Origin of the sequence: Chryseobacterium sp. GVT01B (assembly GCF_019970045.1) — a bacterium.
Classification (GTDB): Bacteria; Bacteroidota; Bacteroidia; order Flavobacteriales; family Weeksellaceae; genus Chryseobacterium.
Genome location: NZ_JAHXYI010000002.1, coordinates 168218 through 188927, shown reverse-complemented (window position 1 = coordinate 188927; position 20710 = coordinate 168218). Strand labels below are relative to the sequence as shown.

General features: G+C 36.2%; 18 protein-coding genes. 8 read left to right on the top strand and 10 right to left on the bottom strand.

Annotated elements, in window-relative coordinates:
- Positions 1 to 3: 3 nt before the first annotated feature.
- The 4 genes from LC457_RS04330 to porQ form a co-directional block, all read right to left on the bottom strand.
- Positions 4 to 312: a phage holin family protein gene (locus LC457_RS04330; protein ID WP_034694332.1), complete on the bottom strand. Its 309-nt coding sequence runs from the start codon at positions 310 to 312 to the stop codon at positions 4 to 6.
- Positions 313 to 391: 79 nt separating this feature from the next.
- Entirely contained in the window at positions 392 to 742 is a 351-nt protein-coding gene (locus LC457_RS04325; protein ID WP_047375131.1) for a YtxH domain-containing protein, read from the bottom strand.
- A 95-nt stretch (positions 743 to 837) separates the two neighbouring features.
- Positions 838 to 1512 carry a (d)CMP kinase gene (cmk, locus tag LC457_RS04320; RefSeq protein WP_223598765.1) on the bottom strand — a complete coding sequence of 225 codons (675 nt, stop codon included), beginning with the start codon at positions 1510 to 1512 and terminating at the stop codon, positions 838 to 840.
- Between the two features lie 84 nt (positions 1513 to 1596).
- On the bottom strand, positions 1597 to 2589 hold the full coding sequence (gene porQ / locus LC457_RS04315; RefSeq protein WP_223598764.1) for a type IX secretion system protein PorQ: 993 nt from the start codon (positions 2587 to 2589) through the stop codon (positions 1597 to 1599).
- Positions 2590 to 2754: 165 nt separating this feature from the next.
- Here porQ and pyrH point away from each other — a divergent pair, with 165 nt between their 5' ends.
- Positions 2755 to 3462: a UMP kinase gene (pyrH, locus tag LC457_RS04310; protein ID WP_223598763.1), complete on the top strand. Its 708-nt coding sequence runs from the start codon at positions 2755 to 2757 to the stop codon at positions 3460 to 3462.
- A gap of 80 nt (positions 3463 to 3542) precedes the next feature.
- Here the strand turns inward: pyrH and LC457_RS04305 are convergent, their stop codons facing one another.
- A complete protein-coding gene (locus LC457_RS04305; protein ID WP_223598762.1) occupies positions 3543 to 4901 on the bottom strand; it encodes a lipase family protein in 1359 nt (452 codons plus the stop codon).
- Positions 4902 to 5320: 419 nt separating this feature from the next.
- Here LC457_RS04305 and frr point away from each other — a divergent pair, with 419 nt between their 5' ends.
- Positions 5321 to 5875, top strand: coding sequence for a ribosome recycling factor (gene frr / locus LC457_RS04300; RefSeq protein ID WP_223598761.1), 555 nt, complete (start codon positions 5321 to 5323; stop codon positions 5873 to 5875).
- 231 nt (positions 5876 to 6106) lie between these two features.
- The gene (locus LC457_RS04295) at positions 6107 to 7168 is read left to right on the top strand and encodes a 3-oxoacyl-ACP synthase III family protein (RefSeq protein ID WP_223598760.1); all 1062 of its coding nucleotides are present in this window, start codon (positions 6107 to 6109) and stop codon (positions 7166 to 7168) included.
- Between the two features lie 67 nt (positions 7169 to 7235).
- Here LC457_RS04295 and LC457_RS04290 read toward each other — a convergent pair whose 3' ends face one another.
- The 5 genes from LC457_RS04290 to LC457_RS04270 form a co-directional block, all read right to left on the bottom strand.
- A complete protein-coding gene (locus LC457_RS04290) occupies positions 7236 to 7871 on the bottom strand; it encodes a hypothetical protein (RefSeq protein ID WP_223598759.1) in 636 nt (211 codons plus the stop codon).
- 75 nt (positions 7872 to 7946) lie between these two features.
- Positions 7947 to 8738, bottom strand: coding sequence for a hypothetical protein (locus tag LC457_RS04285; RefSeq protein WP_223598758.1), 792 nt, complete (start codon positions 8736 to 8738; stop codon positions 7947 to 7949).
- Between the two features lie 109 nt (positions 8739 to 8847).
- Positions 8848 to 10305, bottom strand: a complete 1458-nt coding sequence (locus LC457_RS04280) for an LptF/LptG family permease (protein WP_223598757.1) — start codon at positions 10303 to 10305, stop codon at positions 8848 to 8850.
- 110 nt (positions 10306 to 10415) lie between these two features.
- Positions 10416 to 11063 (bottom strand): outer membrane lipoprotein carrier protein LolA, encoded by a 648-nt coding sequence (locus LC457_RS04275; RefSeq protein WP_223598756.1) that lies wholly within the window; start codon positions 11061 to 11063, stop codon positions 10416 to 10418.
- Between the two features lie 62 nt (positions 11064 to 11125).
- The gene (locus LC457_RS04270; protein WP_223598755.1) at positions 11126 to 13705 is read right to left on the bottom strand and encodes a DNA translocase FtsK; all 2580 of its coding nucleotides are present in this window, start codon (positions 13703 to 13705) and stop codon (positions 11126 to 11128) included.
- A gap of 373 nt (positions 13706 to 14078) precedes the next feature.
- Here LC457_RS04270 and LC457_RS04265 point away from each other — a divergent pair, with 373 nt between their 5' ends.
- From LC457_RS04265 to LC457_RS04245, 5 genes are all read left to right on the top strand, one after another.
- Positions 14079 to 14717, top strand: a complete 639-nt coding sequence (locus tag LC457_RS04265) for a cysteine hydrolase family protein (protein ID WP_223598754.1) — start codon at positions 14079 to 14081, stop codon at positions 14715 to 14717.
- Positions 14718 to 15008: 291 nt separating this feature from the next.
- Positions 15009 to 15581 (top strand): Crp/Fnr family transcriptional regulator, encoded by a 573-nt coding sequence (locus LC457_RS04260; RefSeq protein ID WP_223598753.1) that lies wholly within the window; start codon positions 15009 to 15011, stop codon positions 15579 to 15581.
- Positions 15582 to 15830: 249 nt separating this feature from the next.
- Positions 15831 to 19106, top strand: coding sequence for a cytochrome c biogenesis protein CcsA (ccsA, locus tag LC457_RS04255; RefSeq protein WP_223598752.1), 3276 nt, complete (start codon positions 15831 to 15833; stop codon positions 19104 to 19106).
- Positions 19107 to 19459: 353 nt separating this feature from the next.
- Positions 19460 to 20326 (top strand): SPFH domain-containing protein, encoded by an 867-nt coding sequence (locus LC457_RS04250; RefSeq protein WP_047384769.1) that lies wholly within the window; start codon positions 19460 to 19462, stop codon positions 20324 to 20326.
- 79 nt (positions 20327 to 20405) lie between these two features.
- Entirely contained in the window at positions 20406 to 20594 is a 189-nt protein-coding gene (locus LC457_RS04245; RefSeq protein ID WP_223598751.1) for an Arc family DNA binding domain-containing protein, read from the top strand.
- Positions 20595 to 20710: the final 116 nt, after the last annotated feature.

The window sequence follows — 20710 nt, the reverse complement described above, 5'->3', positions numbered from 1 at the left end:
AGTTTAATGATTTAAAAATTTAATAACCTGATCTGCAACAGTATTTACGATCTTAGTTTTGAAGGCAACGACGAATGCCATTACCAGTGCATAGAATGCAGCAACAATTAAGAATCCGTAAGAGTAATTATCCAGTGCTTTTCCGATAAGGAAAGCGATTCCAAAATTGAAAAGGATAATAAAAAAAGCAAAAGCAACAAGCAGTACTACAAAGTAAGTAATGAGCCCGGCAGAAAGAGACGACTTTTCAGTCGCTTCAATTTTCAGAAGATCTATTCTCTTGGAGGCGTATTCTTTAATAGTTTCTATCATTGTTTTTTTTTAAAGTTACAAAAAAAGGAACTTTTGCACAAAAGTTCCTTTCTGTAATTTACTTAAAAAGATAAATTACTTATTTTTTTAGATCGTTCAGTTCTGCTTCTACATCTTTTGCCAAATCTGCAGTTTTAGAAACAATCTGATCTTTATATTTGTCATATCCGTCTTTCACAGTATGAGCTACGCTGCTTGCCGTTTCTTTGAAAGTAGAAGAAATATTGCCATATTGGTCTTTTACTTTTTCAGAAACCTCTCCGTATTTATTTTTAGCCTGATCTTTAAGATCATTTGCTTTATCCTTGATTTTTTTTCTGGTTTCTTTACCTTCTTCCGGTGCATAAAGCATTCCTAAGATTACACCTGCCGCAGCACCTGCAAGAAGTCCTGCCAATATACCTGCTGTATTATTTCCTTTTCTAGACATTTTAAGTTTTTTAATAATTAATAATAGATTAGTTTTTACAGTAATAAAACTTACAATTTGTATACCAAAGGAGGCTTTAAGCCTATTAAAAATTGTTAAATCTTTTCGATGTGAGATAAAATAAGCTCTATTGTTTCTTCTTTGGTCAGTTCCGAATTATCAATAACGATGGCGTCCTCAGCCTGCTTTAATGGGGCAATTTCACGCTCGCTGTCAATCTTATCACGTTCTATAAGGTTTTGTTTTACCTGTTCTTTATCTGCTTCAATTCCCAAACCTTGTAGTTCCAGAAACCTTCTTTTGGTCCTTTCATCAATACTGGCAGTAAGAAAGAATTTGTAGTCAGCATTTGGCAGAACTACTGTCCCAATGTCACGTCCGTCCATAATGACACCTCCTTTTTCTGCCAAAGTGCGCTGTGACTGCAGCAAAAAGTCTCTTACTTCTTTCTGCTTGGCAACAAGGCTTACATTGTCAGATACTATATTGGTGCGGATTTCTTTGGAGATATCCGTGTTATTAAGGAAAAGGATAAGTGCTCCGTCGTTATTTTTAAACTCAAGGCTGATCTGGTCTAAAGAAGAGAATAATGTATTCAGATCAATTCCTTCATTTTCGTCCAGACAGTGCTGCAATGCATACCAGGTAACTCCTCGGTAGAGAGCTCCTGTGTCCATATGAATAAGTCCCAGTTTATCTGCAATGATTTTGGAGATAGAACTTTTTCCGGTAGACGAGTACCCATCGATAGCAATTACAGGTTTTTTCATACTGCAAATTTCAAGATTTTTTCTTAAAAATCAAGAGGAAGTAAGAAAAATTCAGAATAATTAAGAAAATTTAAGCCGGAAAGATTACTCTCCTCTGTGGCTTGAAAGGTCCATGGAAATTCCTATCTGATTGACATTAGAAGAGTTGTGATATCTTACGTGTGCATAATCTATACGAAATCTGGAAACTTTAACTCCAAATCCTGCAGAAAGTCCTGAGAAGTTTCTCTGATCTGCAACTGCCAGTTCATTTCCTCTTTTTACATTATAACCCAACCGGATGTTGAAATTCTTTTCCGGAAACAATTCAGCTCCCAATGAAAAGTGGTCTGCAATTTTTCTGCCGGCATTCACTTTCTGTCCGTCCAGATTATATTCTGAAGAAATGTCAAACTTCTGAAGATCATGCGCTGTAATGGTAATCGCAAGAGGGAAGTTTTTGATTATTCTGGTATATCCAAGATCAATTCTGAAGGGAAGATTTTCTCTTGTCCCATTGAATGACTTCAGCTGGAAACCAAAATTTCTCATCACCAAAGAAAGTACTTCTTTGTTTTTTTTATTATGATAGGTAATTCCCGCTGTTCCTGAAATTGCGGAAGAAGTATAGTTGTCAATTTTTGAGGTAACAAAATTAAGTCCTCCACCAATTGTCCAGTCTTCTTCAAACTGGTAGGCATAGCCTGCGCCAATGGCTACATCCGAAGCTTTGAATTCTCCGTTTTCGAAACCGCTTTCATCCGTTCTCGGTGTACTTCCATAGCTCATATACCTGGCATTGATGGTAGCCATATGGCCATTATCAAAGTCTTTGGCATAAGCAATAGTTCCGTATTTTGAATCGGCAAGATAAGCTGTTGCGTTTACAGAAAGCTGTTTATCAGAATCTTTATTTAATAGGGCAGGGTTTGCAATAGCAAAGGAAACATCATAATCTCTTATCGAAATTGCATCGCCACCCAAAGCAGCCTGTCTTGCAGATACAGGTACATTTAAGAACGGATAAACATTTGTTCCTGTTTGCGCATAAGAAACAATTCCTGATAGAAATAATGAAAAAATGATAATTTTCTTCAACTCAATTTATAATTAATGCAAAAATAATCCTTTTTCGTACTTTTCAAAATATTTCTTACATTATTTCTATTTAATATTTTTCTTTTATCAAAATTTTTAATGATTATATTTGCAAAATCAAATTCCGGGGAAACCCTACTAGTAAAAAGTTATTAAAAATAAAAGATGAAATATAAAAGAATCCTTCTGAAACTGAGCGGTGAGGCCTTAATGGGAAACAGACAATATGGTATTGATACCGAAAGACTACAGGAATATGCTGTTGAAATTAAAAAAGTAGTTGAAAAAGGCTGTGAAGTTGCGATCGTGATTGGAGGAGGAAATATCTTCCGTGGTGTTGCAGGAGCTGCAAAAGGAATGGACAGAGTGCAGGGTGACTATATGGGAATGCTGGCAACAGTCATTAATGGTATGGCATTGCAAGGGGCGTTGGAAGATGCAGGCATCAAGACAAGACTTCAGTCTGCGATTGAAATGGATAAAGTAGCTGAACCTTTCATCAAAAGAAGAGCGGTAAGACACCTTGAAAAAGGAAGAGTTGTCATCTTCGGAGCAGGAACTGGAAACCCTTATTTTACTACAGATACAGCCGCTACTTTGAGAGCAATCGAAATTGGAGCTGATGTAATCTTAAAAGGAACAAGAGTAGACGGTATCTATGACAGCGATCCTGAAAAGAATGTTAATGCTGTAAAATACAATTCATTATCTTTCGATGAAGTATTTGAAAAAAATCTTAAAGTAATGGATATGACTGCCTTTACTTTGAGCCACGAAAATAAATTGCCAATCATCGTATTCGATATGAATAAAGACGGTAACCTGTCAAAAATTGTAGACGGAGAAAATGTAGGTACTTTGGTTGATTTATAATCAATTTATTAGAAAAAATATAAAAAACACCTGCCACGATTATCGTGACAGGTGTTTTGTTTTTATAGCAGTTTTAACACCTATTTGTCTGCTTCAATATTTTGCGTGGCATTTTCCTTTTCAACCAGAGTGTAGTGGGAGAAAACCCATTCAATGATCTGATTTATTATTTTCATGATCATTTCAAACTCGGTGACAGCAGTTACTCCCGGTACCAGCTTCACAACGTCCGGTTTGGGCAATGGCTTTGGTAGAATAAGACCAGTCACCTGAGGATCAGATCCGGTTGCAGGAATACCATTATACATGCCCACATGTTGTACTGATAACTGAAGCATATAATCTTGTAAGGTTGCCGGAGGTGTTTTGATGCTGATCGAGGAACTGCTTGAGTGTTGCAGTTGGCCCGGAAGCGATTGGTTTTGTATTCTTGTATAGCTGGCTCCTGATTTTGAAGAATCATCAATAGCCATCTTCTGTAAAGCTTTTAATATGGAAGCCGTCATATTGGTAGTGGCCTGTCCATATATAGTTGCAATTTTTTCCAGTTCTGATACCGGCCACGCATGAGGCACAACATCCAGATCATTCCAGTGCATGGTATTCCAGCTTTGGTAAGTGCCTGATTGTTGCTGCCATCCGGGTGGCAATGGCGGGAATTTGCTGTTGAACAGGCTGGCAAATGCTGCCTCACCCGGAGTTGGTCCGGCGGTAGGATATACAAGTGTTACACCGAATGCATTCAGATCTTTATTTTCTTTCAGATAAAGGGCAAGGGTAGGTGATAATGCTCCTGCAAGACTGTGTCCGCAAAATATAATAGCTGTACCCGGTTCCGGATTTAAGCCTGCAAGAAACTGCTGCAGTGTAGTTTTAGGTGAAGCAGCAGAATCAGGGCTTTCAAGTCCGAGAAGGATACTTACACCGGTAGCGGTACCTTTTGAAATATAAGGATCAGTGCCATTATAAGCTGATGGAGCAAAACTGGAAGGGTTATAAGTCGTCCAGTTTACCACTTCTGAAACTGAGAAATCTTCTGTTTCCCAATCGTAAAGGGATGATGGATTAGTTGCTGCAATAGCAACAACATAAGTGGGCAATGTAGGACCTCCCGGAAATGCAACAGCGTCACATTTAACTACGTATAATGCATTATCTGCAACTCCCGTAGGAACTCCCTTTTCATTTTTTTCTTCGATCAGGGCAGGCCCCCAGACAAGATCCCAGCTTCCTAATTCCGATAGAACTGAAGGATTAGCTGTGGAAGGTGTTTTCTGATCCATTATTTTAACCGGAGGAACATTGTTAAAATAATAGGATAAATCATACTGAAGCTGTTGCTGTAGCTGGATACCAAAACCGTTGTAGCCTCCTGCGCGGTTGGCAAGACCTGCCATACCAAATACTTGTTGATAGGCATCTAAAGATGGATTTGTCATAATGTGATTGGTTTAAATTAGTTTATAAAGTGATTATGAATTCTTTTACATAAAATTCTCTTTTGTGTGATATTATAATCTCTGTTGAGAACTTTACTAAATGATAAAGTAAAATAAGTCATAAAAAATGGCTTGTAAATCAGTAGAAATAACCAAAATATCCTATAGGTATTTGTACCGGAAGACTTCATTTAGGACCATTAAAAGCCATCTTCTTTTTTTTAAGCAGGGACAAGTACACAAAATCCATCTGTGAAATACCTATTATTCAAAAACAATCATTATTTTTGCAGCACTGAATAGAAAAAAATAGTTTAAAACAGTGAAAGAACACTAGTGTTTACAGGGTTTTTGAGTTTTAACTAATTGATATTCAGATTAATTAATAGATGTGTAATTTATCAAACTTTAATATAATAATGGAAGAATTAGATCTTATATTAGAATCTGTAAAACAAGACATGGATGCAGCTGTAAAGCACCTGGATCACGCATTTCAAAGAATTAGAGCAGGACGTGCTTCTACATCAATGGTTCAGGATGTAATGGTAGAATACTATGGAGCAATGACTCCTATCAACCAGGTTGCGAATGTTTCTGTTCCGGATGCAATGACAATCTCTATTCAACCTTGGGACAGAACGGCAATCAATGCGATTGAGAAAGCGATCATCAATTCAAACTTAGGTTTCGCACCTTCTAACAACGGAGAAAACATTATTCTGAATGTTCCGCCTTTAACAGAGGAAAGAAGAAAAGAGCTTGCAAAACAGGCTAAAGTGGAAACTGAAAATACTAAAGTAACAGTAAGAAACGCAAGACAAGAAGGTTTGAAAGAACTTAAAAAATTAGACGGTGTTTCTGAAGATGTTGTAAAAGGAGTGGAAGAAGAAATCCAGACTTATACAGACAAATATGTAAAGCTTTGTGATGAGCATCTTAAGACAAAAGAAGCTGAAATTATGAAAGTATAATTTTCAGTTGTTGAAAATAAAAGAGAGGTTTCCGATGGGAAGCCTCTTTTTTTTCTTCCAGATAAGCTTGTTCTATTGCTTTTAAACTATGTATTTGGTGTTTTTGTTTAGAACTTTATCGTAAAGAGGTATCATTCCATAATATATTGATGAGTATTTGCGTTAATTCATTATATTTATAGAATTATTCCTGCAGACTTAACTTAAAACAGGAAATTAAACATTTTAAAAGTGATGACGAAGATTATTGGTGTAGGCAACTACATACCATCTGAAACGATAACCAATCTGTTTTTTGATAAGCATATTTTTCTTAATGAAAAGGGTATATTATTGAAAGAAAATAATACATCTATTACAGATAAATTAAAAAAAATTACGGGTATTGAAGAAAGAAGATACGCTCATAGTACAGAGGTTACTTCAGATCTTGGATTTATTGCAGCAAAGGCTGCCATTGAAAATGCAGGAATAGATCCTGAAACACTGGACTATATTATTTTTGCCCATAATTTTGGAGATGTTCGATTTGGAACAGTTCAATCGGATGCGGTTCCAAGCCTTGCGGCAAGGGTAAAGCATTTATTAGGAATCAGAAATAACTTCTGTGTGGCGTATGATGTCCTTTTTGGATGTCCCGGCTGGATTGAAGGTGTGATACAGGCTAATGCATTTATTAAAGCTGGTATTGCAAAACGATGTCTGGTGATTGGCGGGGAAACTCTTTCCCGTGTAGCCGATATTCATGACAGAGACAGTATGATCTACGCTGATGGAGCAGGAGCGGCTGTGCTGGAAGTAAATAACGATGATGACTCCGGAATAAAGGCCCACTTGTCAGCTTCTTATACCTTTGAGGAGAAAGATTATCTGTATTTTGGGAAATCTTATAACAATGATAAATGCCCGGATACAAAATACATCAAAATGGATGGGCGAAAAATTTATGAATTTGCCTTAGTAAATGTTCCTGATGCCATGAAAAAATGCCTGGACAGCAGTGGATATTCCATTAGTCAGTTGAATAAAATTATCATTCATCAGGCTAATGAAAAAATGGATGAGGCTATTGTTAGCAGATTTTACCAATTGTATAATACACCGGTTCCTGAAAATATAATGCCTATGGTCATTCATAAACTTGGAAACAGCAGTGTGGCGACCATTCCGTCTTTGCTGACTATGATTTTAAAGGATGAGCTTGAACATCATAAAATACAGAAAGATGATGTGGTATTATTTGCTTCTGTAGGGGCAGGAATGAATATCAATGCTTTTGTATATAAGTTTTAAGCTTAGAAATTGAAATTTCAATACTAAAAATAAAAAAGAGGTTTCCGATTGGAAGCCTCTTTTGCTTTTACAGACATTTTATAGGTTCTTTCTGGTCTTTATATTTTAGCAGTAATTGATATGTTTTAAGTAATTCATTTGTATCACATTGAATATCTTTACTTGGAATGTTATCCGCTGTTTTTTCTTTCTGATCAGATTTTATGCTGTATTTCTTTTCAAGGCATTTCAAGGGTTTGTCATTCTGAAGATAGATACGGGTTTCTGTAATATCATCTTTTGTAACAGGTTTTTCGGGAGTACCACCATCAAAATTCCATACGGTTTCCTGTCTGAATATAAAGAAAGGCTTTCCATCTTTTATAAAGTATTTTTCAGATCCGGAGAAATGGCTGTGTTCTGCGTAAAAATGCTCAATCACTTTGATCTCATTTTTGTCCGAATGGAAAGTAACTTCCCCTGAAGGTTCATCATTACAATCATAAGTAAATTTTGATTGACTTAGTTTTTTAGCCTCCAGTTGAGTCTGAAGGGCAGCATACCTTTTTTTAATCTGATCAATTGGATCTTCCGCAGTGCTGGTTTGTGCAGAATCTTTTTTTACGACAGAACTGTCCATTGAAGCAGATTTTTTATGAACTGTTTTATCATTTTTACATGAAATAACAAGAAATAAACTTGCTGTGAGAAATAGAATTTTCATAAGATCAATGGTTTGGTGGTGAATAAAAATACAAAAAATGTCACAAAAAAGGCTTTCGATTGAAAGCCTTAGTTTTTATTTGCAATTTTCATTGTAATCATAAATCACTTCATTGATAATTGAAAGTTTATCTACTGTAGCATTGCTGATTTCATCCCTGATAAATTTCCCGAAACCGGATCTCTTCTTTTCTTCATTTTTAAGAGAACCATATTCTCCTTTTGCTATTTTTGCTTTTACATATGGACAGTCTGCAAGGATGACTTTTGCTTTTGCAGGAGTGAGTTCTTCCACTTTTCCGCCTTTTTTAGAAAAGATATAATTGGGATTTTCTCTTAAACGGTCTGTTTCTGCCTGTGTAATTGCCTGCGTGCTATTGGGAGAAAGAGCTGTAGGATAACCATAGAGTTTATAAACGGTTACTTTACCCTCTGTCACTACTTCTGCGAACTGATCTGTTCTTGAAAGATTATTGATCGCTTTAAAACCTGCTGACAACCCTGTTAAGCTTTCAGAACTGTTTAGAGCTTCTCTCATGTTCGAATATTTAACCGATTTAAAGATTCTTGGAGTATCACCTTCATACACCATATATTCTTTAATATCGCCTGTGTCGTAGGTTTTGAATTTGATCTTGTTTTTTACTTTGTCAATATCAGCAATGGCTGCAAATTTTACTTTTAACTGATTTTGCCACGGACTGGAATATCCTCCGTGCAGATGGACAACGCCTTCAGTCTTTTTTCCGGATTTGTCAATGATGTAGCCGTATTTTTCACCGTTGTAGGTTCCGTTTTCATCCTGATCTTGAGCATAAGCATTCAGGGATACAAGACCGAAAAGGCCAATAAGTAGTAATTTCTTCATGGTATTGTTTTTAAGTTCCAGCAAATATAATTTTTTATATTCAAAATAACTCAACAAAAAAGCTCCGAAAAAAAATCGGAGCTTTTTACTTTTATTATTGATATCAGAATTATTGATATCTCTGATGTTCTTTACTTTTGGTAAACCTTTTAGTTATAGGTTTGAATAGTGCTTTGTATTTTTCAGCATCAAATAATTGTGAATCCGTAAGGGCTTTATACGTCATCCAGACTCCAAAAGGAAGAAGGATCAGGTTAGGAAGCCACGCGGCAAGATAAGGATTCATTTTTCCGCTCCATGACATGTTTTCTACCCCAACATTCATTACATAGAAAATAATGAAAATCACAATAGCGATGATTACCGGAAGCCCCATTCCTCCTTTTCTGATGATAGAACCTAAACTGGCTCCAATCAGGAAGAAGATAATACAGGTCACCGAATACGCTACAATTCTCTGTTGATAAATAACAACCTTGCTGAAATATTTTACATTGGAACTATATTCATTCTTCTTAGACTCCAGTGTAGACTTCAGGTTATCCAGTCTGGTGTACGAATTATAAAGGATTTCAAGCTTTTTTTCTCCTTTTACCGTATCTAACTTGATCTGTGTTTTTGGAGCTACTTTATGCTTATTGCCTTTATCCATATAAGTCACAACGGAATTGGTCTGGTTAAGAACCTCGGAGCCGATATTATCAAAGAACTGCTTATTATCTTTTTTGTTTTTGCTAATTGTTCCGTCAAGCTGATTGTAAGTCTGAAAACGGTAGTCATCCGTGATCTGCTCTTTTTCGATCGCTTTATTAATGATTTCACTGATGTCAAAGTGAGAAACCAATGTGTCAAATTTAATGGCCTGATCAGGTTGTTTCTGTCTTACATTGTCTCCTTTTCCGGCAAAGGCATCTTCAAATACATATCCGTTATATAAAACAAGCTTCAGGAAATTCTTATTAGCTGCAGGAACAAATTTTCCTTTTTCTGCTACAACAGATTGTTGATTTTCGTAAGCATTGGCTTTTTTATGTACAAAAACTCCTTCAATATTTTCTCCGTTTTCTCCGTATATTTTGTCAAACTTTACCATATAACCGGGGATCTGGTCAATAAACTGGCCCGGAGTAAAGTTGATTGCCGGTTTTGTCTGGGCAATATTAAAAAGCATGTTCTTAGCCTTTTTCTGAAAATCCGGGATAATATTATTGGAGAAGAAAAACAACATAATGGCAAGCGCTGTTGAAATTCCCAGTAGGGGAGTCATTACTCTGGTCAAAGGAATTCCTGCCGCTTTCATTGCTGCGAGCTCATACCGTTCTCCAAATTCTCCAAACGACATAATACTCGCAAGGAGAATAGTAAGCGGTAACACCATACTTATGACGTTTACCCCAAGATAAAAAAGAAGTTTAAGGATCTGCCAGTAGCTTAATCCTTTTCCCATAAACTGTCCTAACTGAACCCAGATAATGTTTACAATAAAAATAAAAAACAATACGCTGAATATAAAGAAAAACGGTCCAAAGAAGGTTTTTATGATATATCGGTCTAGTATTTTTAACATGCGCCAAAATTAATCAAAAAGCCACAAAGTTTACTTGTGGCTTTTTATATTTTGTTATTTTTTTAACTTAAAAAGCAAATTTGCTCATTTGCCAATTCACTTTCAGCTTTTTAAAGTTCCGTAATTACGTAATTTTTAAACTTATTCTTGTCAAAAACAAACATATTAGGGTCCAGTTGCTGATTTTCTTTGTATTCTTTAATCGCAATTACGGCCACATCTTTGTTGTTTCCGTGTTGTTCCAGTTTTACCATTTGTTTTTTAGCAGAATCTACAAAAAGATATACGAACTGTATTCCGTTTGCTTTTACCGGTGTCAGTTTAATGAAGTCAGCATTCACACCATTTACCATCTTCTTACCGTTATATGTTACATTATAATCGTTTCTGTAAGTCGTAAGGTAGTTGATAGGGGAGAACATGGTGCCGCTTCCGTTAGGCTTGGCGACTGTTACTTCCATATCATCTGCATTAATATTGTAAATCTTGCTTCCATCAAAGATCTGTTCCGTATCCATGATCTTCAGTTTGTATTTTTCTCCCGCAGCATAATAAATACCTGGTTCAGTTTTCGTCACCTGCCCGTTAAGGCCGCTTCCAAAAGAAAATTTGAAGTAAGAATTCTTTTTAGAATTGTAGTTGGCTGTAATATCATCCAATATCTTTTTAGCCTTAGCATCAATCTTCTGAGCATTGGCTATACCTACTGCACCTACAACAAAACTTCCTAATATAACTTTTGAAATAATATTTTTCATTTTTTTATTTAATAATCTTTAGACATTTTAAATTTTGAAAGGTTAAATCATTCAATTTTCCCTTAACTACGCAAATCTTCCAAAAACTGTTCCAAAGAATGAAGATCGCTGATCAGGACCTCTCTTGCTTTAGCTCCGTTAAAACCTCCCACGATACCGCTGGCTTCAAGCTGATCCATAATTCTTCCGGCTCTGTTGTATCCCAGTTTCAATTGTCTCTGAAGCATTGAGGTAGAACCTTGTTGGGTAGAAACGATAATTCTTGCTGCTTCTTCAAATAAAGCATCTTTTTCGTTCGGGTCAAAAGCACCTACTGTACTTGTAGAGTCTTCAGAAACATATTCAGGAAGTAAGAATGCAGAAGCATATCCTTTCTGTTCTCCAATAAACTCAGCAAGTCTTTCCACTTCTGGTGTATCTACGAAAGCACATTGAAGTCTCAGGATCTCATTTCCATTGAAATAAAGCATATCACCTTTACCAATCAGCTGATCTGCTCCCGGAGAATCGAGGATCGTTCTGGAGTCTACACTGGAGATTACTCTGAAGGCTGCTCTTGCAGGGAAATTGGCTTTAATCATACCTGTAATTACGTTTACAGACGGTCTTTGTGTTGCTACGATAAGGTGAATTCCTACGGCTCTTGCAAGCTGTGCCAGTCTGGCAATTGGTAATTCTACCTCTTTTCCTGCAGTCATGATCAAATCTGCAAACTCGTCTACTACCAATACAATATAAGGTAAGAAACGGTGTCCGTTTTCAGGATTTAATTTTCTTTCTGCAAATTTCTTATTGTATTCTTTCAGGTTTTTACAGAAAGCATTTTTAAGAAGATCATATCGTGTGTCCATCTCAATACAAAGAGAGTTCAGTGTATTGATTACTTTATTGGTATCTGTAATGATTGCTTCTTCTGCATCCGGCAGTTTTGCTAAATAATGTCTTTCAATTTTTGAATATAAAGAAAGTTCCACTTTTTTAGGATCCACCATAACAAACTTCAGTTCACTTGGGTGTTTTTTATAAAGAAGTGAGGTAAGGATTGCATTAATCCCTACAGATTTGCCCTGACCTGTTGCACCCGCCATCAGTAAGTGAGGCATCTTTGAAAGATCGGCCATAAAAATTTCGTTAGAAATCGTTTTTCCGAAAACCACCGGAAGATCCATGTCTGTATTCTGGAATTTCTGAGAAGCAATTACAGAACGCATAGAAACCATGGTAGGGTTTTTTCTTGGTACCTCAATACCAATTGTTCCTTTCCCTGGCATCGGAGCAATAATCCTGATTCCTAAAGCAGAAAGGTTCAATGCAATATCATCCTGAAGTTTTTTAATAGCTGCTACTCTGATTCCCGCTTCCGGTACAATTTCATATAATGTAACAGTAGGACCTATTGTTGCCTTGATCTCTGCGATTCCGACGTTGAAGTTTTTCAGAAGCCCAACGATCTTGTTTTTATTTTCTTCTAATTCTTCTTTATTGATGGAAATTTCTTCACTGCCATAATCTTTCAGTAATTCTACAGGCGGCATTTGGAATTTAGCCAGATCAAGCTTGTGATCATATAAACCATGCTTTTCTATCAATTCCTGAGATTTTTTATCAGAATCATCAAGAATGTCAATTACGGGAGCTACTTCTACATTGAATTTAATGTTTTCCTGTGCCGGTGCAGTGTTTACAGCAGAAGATGGAGCAGATGGTCTGATATCAAATGCTTCTTCCGGAGAAGAAACCGGAACAATAGGTTTTGTAGAAAGATTTAAACTTACCGGCTGGGCAACCTCTCTCGGCTCCGCTTCAAAAGAAGTGTGGTTTGGAGTCGTAATGGTTTCTATATCGGTTGAAACCGGAACTTCCGGAAATCCTTTCGGAACACTTACAGGTTCTGGTTCTTTTACTGTATGGATTGAATTATTGGAAGTGCTATTGGTAACATCACTTACCGTAACACGAGATGGAGCTGTTTCTTCAATTTCTTCAGCTTCTTCTTTCAATTCCTCATCTGCCTCGAAGTCATCATCAGAATCAGGAATCATAGATTTTACTTTTCCAATAGTATTTTCATTGATCTTATCCAGTTTTGCTTTGATAGAACTTGGACGAAGATTAAATTCAAGAATAAAATATAAAAGGATACTTGCTGCCAATACAGTCCATAGACCTACCGTTCCAATAATCGAATTAAGATAATCCATGATCTGAAACCCATACACTCCACCTAAAACACCTTGTCCTTTAGTAAGTGCTCCCATAAAAATCGGAAGCCAGCAGATAAAAAACAAAGAGTGCCCGAAGGTTTTCCATGGTTTGAAGATTTTCTTCTTAAGGATCAGCGTACCCACAACAAGAAATAAAAATGCAATGATGAATGAAGCAATACCGATACTTTCGAAAATGAAAATATTCCCCAGCCAGTCACCTGCCTTGCCAAAGATATTGGAAGATTTTATACTCTTGTCAAGCATTGTTCCGGCCTGGCTTTGATCTGCTTTCCAGTTCATTAAATAAGAAATGAATGAGAATGCAAGAACAGCCGATAAAAGTATAAAAGTAAGCCCGGAAAAAATACGTGGCTTAGATAAAATTTTGCCTGTTTCAGGCGATTCAGTCTGTTTTTTTTGTGTCTTTTTATCCATAATATCAATGTCGCAAATTTAATGTTTTTTCAACACTAAAAGAATCTTTTTTCTCCAAAAAACTTTTTGGAAATCCCCGATTTTTACAACGATTATTTAAAATTTGATTAAAAAATATTGTTTGCAATAATAAATAAAAATAGGGCTATTTTTTTTGTTTATGCAAATCTGATGCTGTTAAATTATATTAACTCATTCATATTTGTTTTTATTTAAAAAAGATAATAAAATTTCTGATTTAAATATAAAGGAATGAAAAAAATAATACTATTAAAAATTATGATTGACATTATTAAGATCAGATGTGTTTTTTGAACTAGTTCAAAGGTCAGGATTTGAAACAGTTATAATTTTGTCTCAGAAAATTTCATGTATGGAAAACAGATTCAAAATTATTCTGACCTTAGGTCTGATATTTATTTCAATGATTACAATCAACGCACAAAAACAAAAAATGGAAAACACCGCATTATTAATTATCGATGTACAAAATGATTATTTCCCAGGAGGAAAAATGATATTGGAAAATGCTGAGCAGGCTGGAGAAAACACCAAAAGGATCTTAGAATATTTTAGGAAAAATAATCTTCCTGTCATTCATATTAAGCATATTTCAACGAATGAAGGAGCCACTTTTTTTCTTCCGGATACAGATGGAGCCAGGATCAATCAGCTGGTTTTACCTGAAGAAGACGAAAAAGTAATCACCAAGCATTTTCCCAACAGCTTCCGGGAAACTGATCTCCTGAGCTACATTCAGTCGAACAAAATCAAAAATCTGGTCATTGCAGGAATGATGACGGATGTTTGTGTAGAAGCCACTACGAGAGCTGCTTTCGACTTTGGATTTAATAATACAATTATTGGAGATGCTACAGCAACCAGAAACCGGGAATTGAATGGGGAAGTGGTAAAGGCTGCAGAAGTTCAAAGATCTTTTTTAGCAGGAATCTCTGCTCTTGGGAACCTGTATGCCCATGTAATAAATACAAAAGAATTTTTAAGTAAGTAGGTTTTAAAGTGAACCTGTTTTGGTTACGCAAAGGCGCAAAATGATATTAAAAATTGTGCTGTAAGGCGCAAAGATTTTATCTCCGATAAAATTTAAACAGGTTATCTTGCTGAAAACTTCGGTTTCCTTGTGTCTTAAAATAAACAATACGAATGATAAAACCTTGCGTCTTTGCGTTTACCCAACAAAAAAAATGAAGTTCCATTGCTTAAGAACAAAAATAACTTAACATAACTTAATTGAATAAAGGTGTCAATAATTTTGATACCTTTATTTTGCTTAAATAAAACAATGTTCGATTTACTTCTTAAAAATATCAGTCAATATATACATCTTTCCCAAGAGGATTTCAGCCGGTTTATGAAGCCTTTTGAATACAGAAAATTTAAAAAGAAAGAAGTTGTTCTCAAAGAAGGGGACTATTGTAATTTTGAAGGATTTGTTTTGAGTGGCTGTTTCAAAATCTATTACCTGAATGAAAACGGATTTGAACAAATCTTGTATTTTGCAGTAGAAGGATGGTGGATCACGGATATCGACAGTTTAATCAATAATGTTCCGAGTATTCTGAATATTGAAGCTCTTGAAGAAAGCGAAGTATTGATGATTTCCAAAAAAGATAAAGAACATTTGTATGAGACCATGCCTCAGATAGAAAAACTTTTCAGGATCATGAACCAGAAATCTTCAGTAGCATTGCAGAGAAGAATACTTTCATTAACGGGTAAAACGGCAGATAAACGTTATCTTGAATTTCTTGAAAAATATCCCGGATTGGAACAACGACTTACCCAGCAGCAGGTTGCAGCTTATTTGGGAATAACACATGAATTTTTAAGTAAAATCAGAAAGAAAATTCTTTAATAGTATTGACCATTTTTGGAAGTTTCAGGGTCAATTGCTGAGATTAAAGATAGAAGCCTTCAATCGTGGATATAGGTATTATAAATCTTTATTTCTGTGGTTTTGGAAATTGAATTTTTCCTAATGTTTTCAGGCTTATTAAGAACGTTTCAAAATAAGCGAAACAGAGGCCAAAGTGACAAAAAACAGCTTTTTTTAAGCTCTTTGTGGTTTATCATGCTTATTTTTGCATGTCAAGTACAATAAATCATGAAGAAGCTCCAAGATATTCTTATCTCAACCAGGACAATGGCTGTATTGTTGCTGGTGTACGCATTTGCAATGGCTTATGCAACGTTCTTAGAAAACGACTACGGAACTCCTACAGCAAAAGCATTAATTTATGAGGCCAAGTGGTTCGAACTGATCATGGTCCTGCTCATTCTTAACTTCATAGGAAATATCGGAAGATACAGACTATGGAAAAGAGAGAAATGGCCGGTTCTTGTGTTTCACCTTGCCTTTATCTTTATTTTTATCGGTGGTGCCATCACAAGATACATCAGTTTTGAGGGTACTATGCACATCAGAGAAGGTGAAACTTCAAATGAGATCGTAACGGATAAAAATTTCTTTAAAATTCAGATCGAAGAGAAAGGTGATGTGCTGAATTACCAGGATGTTCCTTATCTGATGTCTCCTTTGAACAAAGATTTAAAAGCAACGTATGACTTCCACGGAAAAGAAGTGAAGGTGTTTGCTAAAGAATACATTCAAAGAAAAAAAGACAGTCTTGTCGCTGAGCCAAACGGTGCAGAATATCTTCATCTGGTTTCTACCGGAAACACCGGAAGACAGAACATTTACATCAAACCGGGTGAGACAAAATCGATCAACGGGACTTTGGTGACTTTCAACAGAGCGATTGAAGGAGCAGTTGAATTCAAAAATGAAGGAGGAAAATTATTCATCAAAACTCCTGTAGATGCAAGCTATATGACCATGGCTACTCAGGCAACAGGAAGTACTGTGAAAAATGAGTTTCAGCCTTTGGCACTGAGAAGTTTATATACCATCAACGAATTGAAGCTTGTAGTACCTGAAGGTCTTAAAAAAGGAAGACTGATCGCGATTGAAGGTGACAGAAAGAAAGATGCCAATGTTCCTGATATGCTTCAGATTGAGCTTCAGGGCCCAAAAACAAAACAATTGGTAGACCTTTCTGTTGAAAAAGGAAATCCTAATGCTTACAAGCAGGTGACTATGGATGGTTTAAACATCATGGTTGGATTCGGACCTAAAGTATACAATACTCCTTTCGCCTTGAAACTGGATGACTTCATTATGGAAACTTATCCTGGAAGCTCATCTCCAAGTGCTTATGAAAGTCACGTGAAAATCATTGATGAGGGTAAAGAAACCCCTTATAAAATCTATATGAATCACGTTCTTAACCATAAAGGATACCGTTTTTTCCAGTCAAGTTTTGATCCGGACAGAATGGGAACAGTTCTTTCTGTAAACCATGATTACTGGGGAACTTTGATTTCTTATATCGGATACGGACTTTTATTCTTAGGAATGTTTGTGATCTTCTTCTGGAAAGGAACTCACTTCTGGAAACTGAATAAAATGCTGACTGATGCAAACAAAAAGAAAACAAAAGCAGCAACAATACTTTTAGTGTTTTTAAGCTTAGGTTTAAATGCACAAAAAATCGAAACTCACGGGACTACAGACGGAAGCAGAGAACACATTCATGTGGAAGGTGATAATCATACCCATACTCCGGCTCCATCTGCTCAACCGCTTGATGGCGCTGCTCCAAAGCAGAATTCTCTGGCTACACCGATGGGTAAAATGAGATCTATCACTCCGGATGAAATCATTGCCAGAAACAAAATCAGTAAAGAACATGCTGATAAATTCGGATATCTTTTGGTACAAAGTTTTGAAGGAAGAATTGTTCCTATCAATACAGAAGCATTGGATGTTTTAAGAAAATTATACAAAAAAGACGAATTTAAAGGAACAGACGGAAAGTATCTGACTGCCAACCAATGGTTCCTTTCAATCAATACAGACACTCCAAGCTGGACTATGGTTCCGATGATCAAAGTGGGAACGAAAGGAGGTGATGAACTGAAAAATAAAACAAAGGCAGATGAAGACGGGTATACTTCACTGATGAACCTTTTCCCGGCAGATGCCAATGGTAATCTAAATTATATTTTAGAGCATGATTATAATACGGCATTCCGTAAAAAACCAGCTGAACAAACGAACTATGATAAAGAAGTAATTGCTGTAAACGAAAGGGTACAGATCTTCAATGAGTTCTTCAGCGGTCAGTTTATGAGAATTGTTCCTGTGAAAAATGATGCCAACCACACATGGCATTCATGGTTAGATCAAAAATTTGAACCGGATATGGAATCTCAGCAGGTGATGGGACCTTATTTTGCTGAAGCTCTTACCGCACAGAAAACCGGTGATTGGAGTAAGGCGGATGCTGAGTTAGCGAAACTTTCAGAATACCAGCAGAAATGGGGTAAAGCAGTAGTTCCTGCAAAATCTAAAGTTGATCTTGAGGTTTTCATGAATAAAGCAGATATTAACTTTAAACTATTGATTTTTTATACTATTATCGGAGGACTCCTTTTAATCTTAGGATTTGTTGAGCTGTTTAAATCCAATAAAGTTTTAAATAAAATCATTAAAGTAATCATTGCGGTTGGTTTAGTAGGATATCTTTGCCATTTCTTAGGACTTGTGGCAAGATGGTATATCTCAGGACACGCACCTTGGAGTAACGGATATGAAGCTATTATCTTCATCTCTTGGGTAGGTATTACGGCAGGTTTATTATTATACAGAAATTCCAATGCATTAATTCCTGCAGCCGGATTTATGGTGGCAGTTATTATGATGGGATTTGCTCACGGAGGTTCAGCTCTTGATCCACAGATCACGCCGCTTGTTCCGGTACTGAAATCTTATTGGTTAATTGTTCACGTAGCGATTATTACATCCAGTTATGGATTCTTTGCACTGTCGATGATTATTGCTGTGATCTCATTAGTATTCTACATTATATCCAATAAAGAAACTTATAAAATTCACCACGATACTACATTAAAGGAATTGGTAATCGTTTCTGAAATGTCATTAACCATCGGATTGTTTGCATTAACTGTAGGAAACTTCTTAGGAGGAATCTGGGCAAACGAATCATGGGGAAGATACTGGAGCTGGGACCCGAAAGAAACATGGGCGTTTATCTCCATCATGGTATATGCATTTGTACTGCACATGAGATTAGTACCTGGATTGAGAAGCAGATGGGCATTCCATGTAGCAACGATGTTTGCATTCTGCTCAATGGTAATGACTTATTTTGGGGTAAACTACTACTTAAGCGGACTTCACTCCTATGCAGCGGGAGATCCGGTACCAGTGCCGGCTTGGGTATACATCGGAATAGGAACAATGATTCTTTTATCAGCTGTTTCTTATTTCAAGTTTAAAACCTTAACGAAGAAATAAAAAATTCAACATATCAATTAAAATCCCGGAATTTATTTTCCGGGATTTTTTTTTCCTGTTGTTTTTGGCATTTTGGGAAGCTGTTTTAACGCTAAGTTCGCAATGATGTATAGTATGATGAATATTGTTCGCGAAGGCGTTTCACTCAGCAAAATGAGGAGAGTCTTAGCTAAACGAAGTGCCTTAGAGTACAAAGTAAAGCACTAATAATAAATTAACTTCGTGAACTTTGCGCTTAGTTAAATATCTCGAATCACGAAACCCGCATCAAAAAACTCACAATTCATAACTCATAATTCAAAATTTATCACCATCTTTATGATATCAAAATAATATCAAATTAAAATTCAATCATGGAAAAAACATTAAAACCTATGTCGGGTTACCTTACACTGGTCATCTGCCTTGCCTTGTTTGTGGCAGCAGTTTACTTTTTTGTTAGTGGAGTAGATCAAAGTATAGCCTATGTGGTTATCGCCATGCTTTGCTTTCTTCTTTCGTGCTTTTTCTTAAAAGGCTTAATGATTATTCAACCCAATCACTCAAGAGTGCTGAACTTTTTTGGAAAATATGTAGGGAGCGTAAAAGAAAACGGATTATTCTTCATCAATCCTTTGTATTCATCACAGAAAATATCTTTACGTTCTGAGAATTTACAGGGGCAGACTTTGAAGGTAAACGATAAAATGGGAAATCCAATTGAAATTGCGGTTGTCATCGTATGGAAAGTGGGAGATACTTATAAAGCGGCTTTTGATGTAGAACGCTATTCTGATTTCGTAAAAATGCAGAGTGAAGCAGCAGTACGTCATTTGGCAATGAGCTTTCCTTATGATAATTTAGAAGACGATCATGCTCCGATTACCCTGAGAGAAGGTGGAGATAAAATCAATTCTATTTTGGAGCAGGAACTTACAGACCGTCTTTCAAAAGCTGGAATTGTGATTCAGGAGGCCAGGATTTCGCATCTGGCTTATGCGTCGGAAATTGCAGGAGCTATGCTTCAGAGACAGCAGGCAACGGCTATTGTAGCGGCAAGAACCAAGATTGTGGAAGGTGCTGTAGGAATGGTAGACCTTGCATTGAAAAAACTTTCAGAAGAGAATATTGTTGAGCTTGATGATGAAAGAAAAGCAGCAATGGTAAGCAATTTAATGGTGGTTCTTTGCGGAGAAAAAGCTGCAACACCGATATTAAATGCAGGAACACTTTACAATTAAAAGTGAAAAATTAACAAGTAGATCGTAGTGCAGATATTTTACACTACAATAGTCAGAATAATGTTAGAGAATTTAGAAAATGAAATCAGAAAAAGCTCAGAACTCTTCAGAAAGCAAAAGCAAAAAATCTTTTGTGATAAGGATAGATGAGTCTACTTATAAACTCCTCGAAAAGTGGGCCAATGATGACTTCAGAAGTGTGAACGGACAGATAGAATACCTGTTGCATCAGAGCCTGGTTAATGCAGGGAGGAAGAAGAAAGAGTAGTTTGAAAAAGATGAATTGTGGAGTATACATGCTATTTTCAGGGAATATAGCTGTTAAAAGACGGTACTTCTTCTCTTTTTGAAATTACAGAAAATATAAAAAAGGATTCTTTTTTT